The organism is Bacillus sp. Leaf49 (assembly GCF_001426125.1).
Taxonomy (GTDB): Bacteria; Bacillota; Bacilli; order Bacillales; family Bacillaceae; genus Bacillus; species Bacillus altitudinis.
Map to the genome: position 1 here is coordinate 431,340 of NZ_LMRK01000012.1, position 12,671 is coordinate 444,010.

Annotated in this window: 14 protein-coding genes; 5 read left to right on the top strand and 9 right to left on the bottom strand. The window is 42.2% G+C overall.

The window, feature by feature from the left end; all coding sequences use genetic code 11:
* Window positions 1-208 precede the first annotated feature (208 nt).
* Window positions 209-706: a GNAT family N-acetyltransferase gene (locus tag ASG46_RS08980; RefSeq protein ID WP_008343345.1), complete on the bottom strand. Its 498-nt coding sequence runs from the start codon at window positions 704-706 to the stop codon at window positions 209-211.
* A 129-nt stretch (window positions 707-835) separates the two neighbouring features.
* Here ASG46_RS08980 and ASG46_RS08985 point away from each other — a divergent pair, with 129 nt between their 5' ends.
* Window positions 836-1,732, top strand: coding sequence for a peptidoglycan DD-metalloendopeptidase family protein (locus ASG46_RS08985; protein WP_039165313.1), 897 nt, complete (start codon window positions 836-838; stop codon window positions 1,730-1,732).
* Window positions 1,733-1,816: 84 nt separating this feature from the next.
* Here ASG46_RS08985 and ASG46_RS08990 read toward each other — a convergent pair whose 3' ends face one another.
* The 5 genes from ASG46_RS08990 to ASG46_RS09010 form a co-directional block, all read right to left on the bottom strand.
* Entirely contained in the window at window positions 1,817-2,164 is a 348-nt protein-coding gene (locus ASG46_RS08990; protein WP_007497589.1) for a P-II family nitrogen regulator, read from the bottom strand.
* Between the two features lie 18 nt (window positions 2,165-2,182).
* Complete coding sequence (locus tag ASG46_RS08995) at window positions 2,183-3,391, bottom strand: ammonium transporter (protein ID WP_008343343.1); 1,209 nt, start codon at window positions 3,389-3,391, stop codon at window positions 2,183-2,185.
* A gap of 193 nt (window positions 3,392-3,584) precedes the next feature.
* Window positions 3,585-4,325, bottom strand: a complete 741-nt coding sequence (locus ASG46_RS09000; protein WP_045033939.1) for an amino acid ABC transporter ATP-binding protein — start codon at window positions 4,323-4,325, stop codon at window positions 3,585-3,587.
* A 10-nt stretch (window positions 4,326-4,335) separates the two neighbouring features.
* The gene (locus tag ASG46_RS09005; RefSeq protein ID WP_007497584.1) at window positions 4,336-5,013 is read right to left on the bottom strand and encodes an amino acid ABC transporter permease; all 678 of its coding nucleotides are present in this window, start codon (window positions 5,011-5,013) and stop codon (window positions 4,336-4,338) included.
* 41 nt (window positions 5,014-5,054) lie between these two features.
* A complete protein-coding gene (locus ASG46_RS09010) occupies window positions 5,055-5,900 on the bottom strand; it encodes a transporter substrate-binding domain-containing protein (protein ID WP_226650609.1) in 846 nt (281 codons plus the stop codon).
* A gap of 218 nt (window positions 5,901-6,118) precedes the next feature.
* Between ASG46_RS09010 and ASG46_RS09015 the strand changes: the two genes are divergently transcribed.
* Window positions 6,119-7,510 carry an MFS transporter gene (locus ASG46_RS09015; protein ID WP_039165318.1) on the top strand — a complete coding sequence of 464 codons (1,392 nt, stop codon included), beginning with the start codon at window positions 6,119-6,121 and terminating at the stop codon, window positions 7,508-7,510.
* 33 nt (window positions 7,511-7,543) lie between these two features.
* Here ASG46_RS09015 and ASG46_RS09020 read toward each other — a convergent pair whose 3' ends face one another.
* From ASG46_RS09020 to ASG46_RS09030, 3 genes are all read right to left on the bottom strand, one after another.
* Window positions 7,544-8,143: an undecaprenyl-diphosphatase gene (locus ASG46_RS09020; protein ID WP_056704229.1), complete on the bottom strand. Its 600-nt coding sequence runs from the start codon at window positions 8,141-8,143 to the stop codon at window positions 7,544-7,546.
* Window positions 8,144-8,252: 109 nt separating this feature from the next.
* Entirely contained in the window at window positions 8,253-9,440 is a 1,188-nt protein-coding gene (locus ASG46_RS09025; protein WP_024718734.1) for an MFS transporter, read from the bottom strand.
* Between the two features lie 15 nt (window positions 9,441-9,455).
* A complete protein-coding gene (locus ASG46_RS09030; RefSeq protein ID WP_008343328.1) occupies window positions 9,456-9,869 on the bottom strand; it encodes a MarR family winged helix-turn-helix transcriptional regulator in 414 nt (137 codons plus the stop codon).
* Window positions 9,870-10,216: 347 nt separating this feature from the next.
* Here ASG46_RS09030 and spoIIID point away from each other — a divergent pair, with 347 nt between their 5' ends.
* The 3 genes from spoIIID (at window position 10,217) to ASG46_RS09045 (ending at window position 12,656) form a co-directional block, all read left to right on the top strand.
* Window positions 10,217-10,495, top strand: coding sequence for a sporulation transcriptional regulator SpoIIID (gene spoIIID, locus ASG46_RS09035; protein WP_008343327.1), 279 nt, complete (start codon window positions 10,217-10,219; stop codon window positions 10,493-10,495).
* 185 nt (window positions 10,496-10,680) lie between these two features.
* Complete coding sequence (mbl, locus tag ASG46_RS09040) at window positions 10,681-11,682, top strand: cell shape-determining protein Mbl (protein WP_007497573.1); 1,002 nt, start codon at window positions 10,681-10,683, stop codon at window positions 11,680-11,682.
* A gap of 134 nt (window positions 11,683-11,816) precedes the next feature.
* On the top strand, window positions 11,817-12,656 hold the full coding sequence (locus ASG46_RS09045; RefSeq protein WP_017360018.1) for a flagellar hook-basal body protein: 840 nt from the start codon (window positions 11,817-11,819) through the stop codon (window positions 12,654-12,656).
* Window positions 12,657-12,671: the final 15 nt, after the last annotated feature.

The following is a 12,671-nucleotide window of genomic DNA, read 5'->3' on the forward strand; positions in this document are numbered from 1 at the left end:
CTCCAGCGTGTAGACAAACCCTCGCATTCTTTGTCAGTCCTGCGTGCTGGTGCTCACGAATGTGAAATTCGCTCCGCGCCAGTACTCGTCCTTCCTAGACTTCAAAGGTTTTCTATCACGCTGAAAAGAAGACAAAGGGCTAAAATCAAGTTCATTTTAGCCCTTTGTCAACAATCTAAAGCGTCTCTTTCTTCAAGAGACGCTCCGTTTATAACTCTTTTCCTAAAATATCTAAGTCGTACCGATTGCCGTCCATTTCCGCGATGCGTGGCAAATGTCCCCAAGTCTCAAAGCCGTGCTTCTTAAATAATTTGATGCTGGCTTCGTTGTGGCCGAAAATAAAGGCAAGTAACGTTCGGATGCCTAATGAGGGTGCCAATTCGAGCGCCTCTTGTAAGAACAGTGACCCTAAACCTTTTCCTCGATAGTTTTGGTTCAAATAAATACTCATTTCAACAGTACCGTTGTATGCAGGTCTGCCGTAAAACGTTTCAAAACTGAGCCAGCCGTAGATATTTCCTTCCTCATCTGTTTTCACATAGAGAGGACGTTTCTCTGAATGATTCAAAAACCACTGACGGCGGTCTTCTACTGTAACAGGTTCTGTATCGGCCGTTACTTCTCTTGAAGCAATCGTTGAATTGTAGATATCGACGATCTCTTTGAGGTCATCTTCTGTTGCCATGCGGTTGAAAGTTTTCACCATATGTACCCCCATCTTTTTTTTCATTCATCATACATATTATTGATGCGATTGCGCAAAATAAAAAGAAAAATGATTTCGTGTGTATATATTTTTTGAAAAGTGTTCAGAATGTTGCTGAGGTGATGAAAAATGAGAGAGGAAGAAAAGAAACGTACTTCCAAAATCACAAAAGTTCAGCAATTTTTCCGTAAGCGCTGGGTATTCCCTGCTATTTACTTGGTCAGCGCAGCGGTCGTGTTAACAGCCGTTCTTTGGTATCAAGCTGTATCGAAAGATGTGAAAGACCAACTATCTGATGGAAATCAAACAGGACAAGAACAACGTGATGATGCCGTTGAAGTTGGAAAGCCAATTGAAAATGTCGCTATGCCGGTCCAGAATTCTGAGAATGTTTCTGTCGTGAAAAAGTTCTATGAAGCAGATGCTGATCAAAAAGAAAAAGAAGCAGCACTTGTAAACTATAATAACACCTATACCTTAAGCAAAGGTATTGATCTTGCAGATAAAGATGGCAAAGTGTTTGATGTCACAGCTGCTCTTAGTGGAACAGTCGTTCAGGCGAAAAAAGATCCAGTTCTCGGTCACGTTGTTGAAATTGAACATGAAGATGGATTGTCTACTGTGTATCAATCGTTGTCACAAGTGAGTGTAAAAGAAGGCGATGAAGTAAAGCAGAATGATGTCATCGGTGCTTCTGGTAAGAATCTATATGGTGCTGAAAGCGGCAACCATGTTCACTTTGAAATTCGTATGGAAGGTTTAGCGCTTAATCCACTTAGCTTCATTGATAAGCCTGTTTCTTCCATTGAAAAAGCAGCGCAAGAAGTGACAGAAGAAGCAAAAGAACCTGCTCAGCCAAAAGTTGATGAAAAAACGAAGGAACCTGCTGCTGACGATAAGGCAAAAGAGCCGGCTGAAGAAAAATCTGAAGATAAGTCTGATGAGAAGGGGAAATCCTCTGATCAAGAAAAGTCTTCTGATTCCTCTAAAGACCGCAGTCAGTCAGAAGAAACAAAACAATCTTAATGTCATGTCAGATCCTCTGTGTAGATAAATGCACAGAGGTTTTTTCTGTCTTTAAAAAAACCTCCGCCATATGGCGGAGGGATGCTATAGGGCGGCAGGTCCTTCTTCACCTGTCCGAATGTTGATTGTATTTTCTATCTCATATATAAAAATCTTCCCATCCCCTGGTTCGCCTGTACGCAGTACTTTCTGTGCTGTTTCCACGACCTGTTCAACAGGTACTTTGCTTAAGACGATTTCAATCTTTAAACGTTCGTACACATTGCTTTCCTTTTTGACGCCACGGTATAGTTCCGTATGTCCCTTTTGTAATCCGCAGCCGTGCACATTGGAAAAGGTAATAGAGGTAACACCAATTTTTCCAAGCTCCACCTTTAATGTTTCAAAATTAGCTGGACGTGTGACAATCTCCACTTTATACATTTTGCTCATAGAGACACCCCTTTTTCTTTAATCTTGATATGCTTTTTCGCCGTGCATCGTTAAATCAAGACCGACTGATTCTTCTTCTTCAGTTGCGCGAATCTTGAAGAAGATGTTGACGACTTTGATGATCACGTATGTGACAACTGCAACAAAGACGTATGTGGCCACGATGGCGACAACTTGTTTCCAAAGTAAGCTTGGATCGCCGTAAAATAAGCCGTTGGCTCCGCCATCATTGACAGATGTAGTGGCGAAAAGGCCTGTAGCAATGCCTCCCCACGTACCGCCGATCCCGTGTAGACCGAATGCATCCAGTGCATCGTCATAGCCGAACTTGGCTTTAAGTGAATAGACGCCCCAGAAACAAACGATTCCGCCGATGATTCCGATGATAATTGAAGCAAATGGTGTGACAAAACCTGCGGCAGGTGTAATCGCTACTAGGCCTGCAATGGCTCCAGAGATTGCACCTAGCATCGTTGGTTTTTTGTTGATCATCCATTCGACTAACAGCCAGCCGATGATTCCGGCAGCAGCTGCTGTATTTGTGTTAATAAAGGCATACATGGCGACACTATCTAATGTGAGGGCACTTCCTACGTTAAACCCAAACCAGCCAAACCAAATCACAGCTCCGCCAAGAAGTGTGTAGATCAAGTTATGCGGAGAAGAACTTGCCGCTTCTTTTCGCTTCCCGAGAACAATGGCTACGACTAGACCAGCCACACCTGATGAAATGTGGACGACGTTTCCACCGGCGAAGTCAAGTGCTCCCATTTCGCCAATCCAGCCGCCACCCCATACCCAGTGTGCGACTGGAGCGTATACAAATGTGACCCAAAGGAGTGTAAACACGACCACCGCTGAGTAACGAATACGTTCAGCGAACGCACCAGAGATAATGGCTGTTGTGAGGACGGCAAAGGTCATTTGGAACATCATGAACAATGAATGTGGAATCGTATCACTATATGAACCAGGTTCAAAGCCAACGCCTTTTAGTCCAACCCAGTCAAAGCCTCCGATCCATGCATTGCCTGGCGCAAAGGCCAGTGAATAGCCAAACACGATCCAGACGATAGAGACAATGGCTAGTGAGGTTAAGCTGTGCATTGTCGTACTTAACACGTTTTTACTTCTCACAAGTCCTCCATAGAATAAGGCTAAACCCGGTGTCATTAACCACACGAGTAGTGCGCAGAAGAACATAAATACTGTATCACCCATTTGCATGCTGCATTCCCCCGAATCATTCAGAATTAATAGATTTCTTAATTCTTCATTATAGAGAGAAAAGTCATATATAACATATTCATGTAAGTTTATCTAACGTGGTTTTTTGGTCATTATCAATATAAATGGATGAAAAGTTCGTAAAAAATGAGAATAAACGTGTATGAACGACGAAAAATAAAGGGCATTTGACCTATAAAATCGAACTGAGAAACAATTTGGTTCGCTCCTCTTGAGGGGAATCAAATAATTCTGATGGGGTACCTTGTTCGACAATTCGTCCTTCATGCATATAAACAACTCGGTCAGCTACTTCTTTTGCAAAGCCCATTTCATGAGTGACGATGACCATTGTCATGCCTTCTTTGGCAAGACTTTTCATGGTTTGCAGCACTTCTCCTACAAGCTCTGGGTCCAGCGCAGAAGTGGGCTCGTCAAATAACATGACATCGGGCTTCATGGCGAGAGCTCGTGCGATGGCAACGCGCTGTTTTTGACCGCCTGATAGCTTTGAAGGGTACACTTTTGCTTTATCCGCTAGTCCGACTTTCTCTAATAAGACATTGGCTTCAGTTATCGCTTGTGCTTTCTTTGTTTTTTTCACCATAACCGGTGCTTCGATGATGTTTTCAAGCACGGTTTTGTGCGGGAAGAGATTAAAATGCTGAAACACCATGCCTATTTTCTGCCTCATTTCGTTTAATTGATCTCGTTTTGGATGAACGGGACTGCCATCAATGATGATCTGACCGTCATTTTTTATTTCTAAAAAATTCATACAACGGAGTAAGGTGCTTTTCCCAGAGCCGCTTGCACCAATTAAGACGACGACATCATTTTCATATACAGTGAGGTCGATATCTTTTAAGACATGCAGCTCTCCAAAGTGTTTATTCAGTTTTTCAACACGAATGATCTCTTTTGATTCTGTCATGCTTCTCCTCCTAATGATCACTGACTGATAGTTTCTTCTCAACGGTTTGCACAGCGAATGTTAACAGCAGGACAAGAACTAAGTAATAGACAGCCACGACAAGTAAGTACGTCATGTTGTCAAAACTGTTGGAGCCTTGAGTGGTGGCTATGTTAAAGAGTTCATTGACGCTGATGAAGGCAGCAAGTGATGAATCTTTTAAGCCGATGATAAACTGATTGCCGAGAGGGGGGAGGGCGCGCCGCATCGCTTGCGGGAGAATGATACGTCTCATGGTTAGAAATCGCCCCATGCCAAGAGAACGTCCTGCTTCTTTTTGACCTTGATCGATTGATTGAATCGCCCCTCTGAATATTTCTGCTATATAGGCACCGTTATGGAAGGCAAGCGCAATAGAGGCTGCCCAAAAGTCGGGTATATTTAATTCTGTCAGCCCAAAATACAGGATGAAAATCTGCACAATGAGTGGTGTCCCGCGTACAAGGAAGATATAGGCATTTGCGATATAACCGAAAACGGCCACGCGGGATATTTTTAGTAAGGCAAAGAAAAGCCCGATGAACATGCCGATGAAAATACTGATGACAGTGAGTTGTAAGGTGAGCAGCATTCCTTCTAAGAAAACGCCTCTAGAATCAATCAGCGTTTGAAAAAAATGTGATAAGGTAGGCAAAACAATCATCTCCATTTGAAGAAAGTGCGCCTAGAGAAAGGCGCACAATCGTGGTTTTAATCCTGTTTGACGGTAATATCTTCGTCAAAATACTTTTCGCTAATTTGTCTTAATGTTCCGTCTTTTTTGAGTGCATCAATCGCATCGTTGATTTCTTTTATGAGCTCTTTATTGTCTTTAGAGACAGCAATTGCTTGCTCACTTTGCCCGAGTCTTTCTTGTGCTTCAATTTTTAGTTTTTTCTTCATGGCTTCTGCCCCTGTGGCAAAATCAGTGACGACCGCATCGTGTTTGCCATTGGCTAGTGCTTCTAAAGCGACAACATCACTGTCGTAATATTTCGGTTCCTGACCGCTATGTTCTTTGGCAATATCCGCATAAGACGAACCTTTAGAGACAGCGATTTCTTTGTTTTTTAAGTCATCTGCACTGTGAATATCTGCGCCGGGTCTTGTGAAGATTTGCGGACCGGAGTAGTAATACGGTTGAGAAAAAAGGACGTGTTTTTTTCGTTCCTCGTTGATGGTATGACTTGCAATGGCGGCATCAAATTTACCTGCTTTGACGCCTTCGACGATGCCTGCGAATTTATATTTTTTCTGTACAGGCTCTAGGCCCATCTTGTCACTAATCGCATTGCCGACATCAATATCAAAGCCGGACATCTGGTTTCCATCCATGTAACTGAATGGGTGGAATTCACCTGATGCTGCAAAAATAAATTTCCCATCCTCCAAAATCGGCGACCCTTTCGCTGTAGAATTACGTTTATCTCCGTTCCCATTTGTTTCATTTGAACCACACGAAGACAGAAGTAATACTGCAACCGAGAAAAGGGCTGGCACCCAAAACCGTCTTTTTTTAATAATAAGCTTCTCCTCCTTTTCAGCCGTTCTCCGTATAAGGAGAAAGTAGGCTTTTCAATATGTGTAGCATCTTACCATTTGTTCCTCATATTCTCAATTTTATATGCGCTTTTCCAACACTTGCCCTTTTTAAAATGTATGTCTTGCTTTTCGGAGAGAGAACTTGAATTGATCAGGGTAAAAAAGGGAAATGAATCTCATAATAACGAGGAGATAGACAAAGAACGTGTATGTCAAAAGAAGGGGGCGGGTGTATGATCAAATGGAAAAACAACCGAAAAGTCTTTTTAACGGCGATTGCTTTTGGAACGATGTTAAATCCATTGAATTCCTCAATGATTTCTTTAGCCTTGCATCAAATTCAGCATGAGTTCGGTTTGTCGTTTACGACGGTATCTTGGCTCATTTCAACCTTTTATTTGGCCAGTGCGGTCACGCAGCCGGTGAGTGGACGAATTGGAGATCATGTGATGAGCCGGAGAACCTTATTTTTATTTGGACTAGTTCTAGTGGCAGTCTCAGCCATTTGTGCGCCGTTTGCCCCGACTTTTGCGGTGCTGATTGTGATCCGGCTTCTACAGGCGATTGGAAGCAGTGCGATCTATCCTTCAGGTGTTGGACTGATTCGGGATCATGTGAAGGAACGACAAGCTTCTGCTTTAGCGGTATTGTCCATCTTTGCTTCAGCGATGACAGCACTCGGGCCGACACTTGGCGGGTTTTTGATGACGATCGGCAGCTGGCCGGCGATCTTTTTAGTGAATTTGCCATTCATATTGATCAGTTTTTTTCTAGGCCTTTCCTTGTTTCCTAAGGAGAAGAAGAAAAAATTGCGTATCGGAGACACTGTCCGAAAGCTTGATTTGCCAGGGATGTTTTTATTTACAGTTTGTATTGTCCTTTTGCTTTCTTTTTTATTATCACTATCTGATGGTATTCAGTATGTACAGGGCATTCTCTGTCTTGTGAGTGCGGGTGTTTTTATATGGTGGGAATATCAGGTGGATGAGCCATTTATCCAAATTCGGATGTTCAGGCAGGAGAAACGGCTTTCGCTTGTGTATGTGCAATTTATCATTTTGAATATTTTCTTCTATTGTCTCTTTTTTGGCTTGCCAAGTTATTTTCAGGATGAATTGGGCTGGCGTGTGGAGATGACAGGTCTCTTTATGCTTTGCATGTCTGGCGTGAGCATAATGGTATCGCCGCTGACTGGCAAGTGGGTAGATCGCGGCGATGAACGGCATCCTGTTTTGGCAAGTGCTGTGCTGATGCTGGCCGGTGCTTCCGCAATGACTTTCTTTTTTATACCTGCGCCATTCTGGGGGAAAGGACTGGTTCTTGCTTTGCTTGGACTCAGTTACGGGATTGGAAATGTTGCGCTTCAAGCTGCGATGTTAAAAGCGAGCCCTCAACAAATGATTGGCACGACCTCTGGGCTTTTTCAAACATGCAGGTACCTTGGTTCCATTCTGTCATCTGCCGTGCTTGGCATGCTGTTTGGTGAGGAAATTGCAGGTTCTCATTTTGAACAATTAGGCTGGACATTGATCATGATTTCTCTTGTCGGCATTAGCGTCAGCCTTTATTTTTCGAGTATGGTCAGAGGAAAACAAACAATGAAAAAAGCGGCTGGGATAAAGTAGAAGAGAGGTCTTCCATACTTTATCGCAAGCCGCTTAAGAGTTGAACAGGTCTGATCCTTGGTCCTTTTGCTTCCTTCTGAAAATTTTGCCCACAATGTTCTCGTAAAATGTCACGATACGGTCAATTGGAGAGTCAAAGAACTTCCATAATTTATTCATGATAAAGACAACGACAATCGATACGATCAAGCTGCCTAATACATCAAATGGATAATGATGACCGACCCAGATGCGGGAGAACCCTGTCAGTAATCCAAAAACAAGCAAAATATTGCCGAGTTTTTTATTACGGGATCGAATGGCTAGTGAAAGAGCCAGTGCACCTGTTGTGTGGTCACTTGGGAAGGAAGCGTCTGCTGAGTGCGGGATGAGTGTGTCGACTTTGTGCGCCACAAACGGCCGCTCTTCATAATAAAACAGCGTAATGGCAAAATTGACGATGAGTGCCACGATGCCTGTTACACCTGAAAAGAAGACATGCTTCTTAAATTTGTGATTACCTAAAAACCAGCAAATCAATAAGACGAGGGCATATACGAGAATGGCCTTTTTCGTAATGAAAATCATGGCCTGATCTAAAAACTCAGAATGATGAGCCATCCCGTGTATGACTTTAAACAATTCGTAATTCAAAACATCACCTATACTTTCGCTTAACGCCAACTATTTTTCAAAAGACCTATCTGTTCATTTGAAATATCCTATATTTTAGCATGTTTTCAGTGAAGTTTAAAACAGTATCCTATTCTGATAGGGAAACCTTTTGTGCTTTTGCTTCTTGCGGTTTTCGTTCGCTCCAATAAAAAACACCCATGCTGAGTAACACGACAACGCCAGCAATGAGATATACATTTGAAAAATCTGTGAAGCTGACAAGCAGTCCGAAGACAAAGGATCCAGCGGCAATCCCCGTATCATATAGGGTAAAGAAAGTTGCTGTGGCGTAGCCTGTACGGTGTGCTGGTGAGTGCTGTATCGCAAGTGTTTGTAGACATGGCACCAAAGAGCCGTAGCCAAGACCGATGACAGCGCCGGATAAAAGAAGCATGGTGGCTGTTTGTGTAGCGGTCAGCATCCATAAACCAATCGCAAAGAGAGCAATCGATGGATAGATCACAATATGAGGCCCGACTCGGTCAAACAGTCTGCCTGTAAATGGACGTGATCCAAGCATCGCAGCTGCAAAAACAATGAAGAAATAACTGCTTGCACCCATCAGGTGAAGTGAATTGGCATAGACTGAAATAAATGAAATGATCGGCGAGTAACAGAAGGAGATAATGATTCCAACTGCTGCCGTTTTTAAAGCACCTTTTTCAAACAGGTGAGAAAAAGTGAATCGAAAGATGACACTTCCGCCGTTTTCAGGCTCTGGCTGTCTAATCAGCATCGTGAAAGCTGCACCGATAGAGACGATGATCGAAAAGAGAAGAAATAAAGAATGGAATCCTACTTTTCCGACTTGATTCAGTGCGATAAACGGACCGATAACCACAGCGAGGTTCATTGACATCACAAAGTATCCAAGACCCTCTCCTCGTTTATGTTTCGGAATCATATCAGCAGCAATGGCACTTGCTACGGTTGTCAAAATGCTGAAGAAGATGCCTTGCACGAAACGCAGCATGAGAAGTGTTTGGAATTGATCAATTGGAATGTATAAATAAGTGAGCAGGGCAAAAGCTGTTGAAGAAAAAATCGCCATGCGTTTCTTGCCGAATTTCTCAATAATGGCCCCTGAAAATGGCCTTGTCACAATTGCTGATAATAAGAAGACCGTCACAAGGAGGCCGCCCTGTGATTCTGTTCCATTTAATTCATCCATTGTGTAAATGGGGAGTAGTGTCAAAAGGGCATAAAAAGAGGTGAATGTAAATAAATTCACCAGGACAATCATGATAAAGTCTTTTGTCCAAATGCGTTCGTTCATGGTGTATGTCACTTCCTATTCAGTTGATAATTTGTGTAAAAGTGTATGGAGGAGTTGTTTTTCTTCGTAGGTAAAATCTGAAAGACATTCTTCTTCAAATTGTTCCATCGTCTGTTTGATTTTTTGAAACTTTGCTTTTGCATCGTCTGTCATGACGATGAGATTCTCACGTTTGTCTTTTCCTTGGACTCGTTTCACCCAGCCGTTTGCTTCTAGACGCGTCACGGTTCTGGTAATCGTCGGTGCTTCGACGTTCAAATAGGTCCAAATGTCTTTTTGCGTTTTAGGACCGAATGTATCCAAACAAAAAAGTACAGTCCACTGGGACATGTACAAGTCATAAGCAGCAAGCGCTTCGTTCGCTTTTTTAGACAGCAGCCGCGCGCTTTGATGTATTTGATGTAAACACTCTCTGTTTAACGTATCCATAGGCTCACCTTTATTCATTATTTATCTAGGTAAATAAAATCACCTTTCCTATTTTACGTGTTACACCGATGCTTGTAAAGTGAAAATTTTCGCCACTCGAAATGATTTTTTGTTTTGTCTTTTCTGATAAATCCCTTGTCCCATCTTCATTTTTAGCATATTCCCTATGCAATGCTAATACACTGTTACAAACCTGACAAAGAGAGTGTTTGAGGTGAGGGATCGTGTTTGGCATTTACTACCTAATGGATGAGAAATTAAGACGAACAAGCGCCGCTGAAAATGGATAATATTGATACGGATCTCATTTCACACTTCTCACATCCATTTTAGGGAGGTCGAGTGGTGTGCACGATTACATCAAAGAGCGAACAATCAAGATAGGAAAGTATATCGTGGAGACAAAGAAAACCGTTCGTGTAATTGCGAAAGAATTTGGAGTCTCTAAAAGTACTGTACACAAGGATCTAACAGAAAGACTGCCAGAAATTAATCCAGATCTGGCTAACGAAGTGAAGGAGATACTGGATTATCATAAATCAATCCGCCACCTGCGAGGGGGAGAAGCCACAAAGTTAAAGTATAAAAAAGAAGAAATTTTAGAAGGTGAGCCTGTAAAACAGTAAGCTTTAGTTCTTTGTTCATAAACATGATATATATATCTTCCTCTTATCGGTAGTTTCTAACCACAAATTTTGTAAAGACTTTTGTAAAGAAATATCTTTTTTTCTGCAAATTATGATAGAATATATAATTAGGGCAGAATGTGGTATTTGCTATGGAAACAGATTTTCAAGGAGGATATATATAGATGTTTGCTAGGGATATTGGAATTGATCTTGGTACTGCAAATGTACTGATTCATGTCAAAGGAAAAGGAATTGTGTTAAATGAACCATCTGTTGTCGCTCTTGATAAAAACAGTGGGAAAGTATTAGCTGTTGGAGAAGAAGCGAGACGTATGGTTGGACGTACGCCTGGGAATATTGTTGCGATTCGTCCATTAAAAGATGGCGTAATTGCTGATTTTGAAGTAACTGAAGCGATGCTCAAGCATTTTATTAACAAATTGAATGTGAAAGGGCTGTTCTCTAAGCCGCGTATGCTCATCTGCTGCCCGACAAACATTACATCTGTTGAGCAGAAGGCGATCAAAGAAGCTGCTGAAAAAAGCGGCGGGAAGCATGTATTTCTTGAAGAAGAGCCAAAAGTAGCAGCAATTGGTGCTGGTATGGATATTTTTCAGCCAAGTGGAAACATGGTCGTAGATATTGGAGGCGGAACGACAGATATCGCTGTCATCTCGATGGGTGACATTGTAACCGCCTCTTCTATTAAAATGGCTGGAGACAAATTTGACCTGGAAATTCTAAACTACATTAAAAAAGAGTACAAGCTGTTGATCGGTGAGCGAACTGCAGAGGACATTAAGATCCAAGTTGCAACGGTATTCCCAGACGCACGTCACGAAGAGATCTCGATTCGTGGACGAGACATGGTGACAGGATTACCAAGAACGATTACCGTCACAAGCAAAGAAGTAGAAGAAGCATTACGTGAATCTGTATCTGCCATTGTTCAGGCTGCGAAACAAGTTCTCGAAAGAACACCACCTGAATTATCAGCTGATATCATTGACCGCGGCGTCATCATTACTGGTGGCGGAGCGCTTCTAAACGGGCTTGATCAATTGCTTGCAGAAGAGCTGAAAGTACCAGTTTTCGTTGCAGAAAATCCAATGGATTGTGTAGCAGTTGGTACTGGCGTGATGCTTGATAATATGGACAAGCTGCCAAAGCGTAAACTCAGCTAATGATTTCCCTCATTCTTTTTAGAAAGAATGGGGGATTTTTATTAAAGAAGCCTGCCAATATGCCGATATATTTCATAGAAGATTGTGTACTGATGATTTTAGGTCATGTGAAAGAATTTGAATGAGGTGAGCACGTGTTAAAAGGACTATACACCGCAACATCTGCCATGATCGCTCAAGAGCGGCGGACAGAAATGCTTTCAAATAATATCGCAAATGCGAATACTCCAGGCTATAAAGCAGATGAAGGGGCCATGCGCGCATTTCCAGAAATGCTGCTAAGCCGAATGGAATCAGGACGTTTCCAAACATCTTCAGGCAAAGGCTTTAGTATCCCACAGCAAACGGCGATTGGCGGAATTAATACGGGAACATACATGCAGGAATTGATTCCTCAATTTACACAAGGAACATTAAAAACAACGGATCAAACAACGGATATCGCATTAGTAGAAAATAATGTACCCATCAACCCGGAGACAAATCAAAAGTCAGCGCTTTTTTATGCTGTGAATACACCAGAAGGCGTTCGTTATACGAAAAGCAGTTCCATTACATTGAATGATCAAAATCAGTTGACGATTAATGGACGTGCCCTTCTTTCTGTGACGGGTCAGCCGATTACCGTTCAAAGTGAGAATTTCAAAGTGAACGCAGATGGAACCGTGAGTGAAAACGGACAAAACCTTGGACAAATTGATGTACGTGTTGCAATGGATACAAGAAACCTTGCGCGTGAAGGAAATGATTTATACCGTACAGCTGATAACCAGCCTCTTCCAAGTGCGGTCAATAACGGTCAAATGTCCTATACATTAAGCCAAGGTGTATCAGAGCTCTCGAACGTTGATGTGACGAAATCATATACAGAAATGACAACAGCCTACCGCGCATTTGAAACAAACCAAAAAGTGGTTCAGGCATATGATAAAAGTTTAGAAAAAGCAGTGAACGAAATCGGAAGAGTGTATTAATGAAAAAATGAAGAG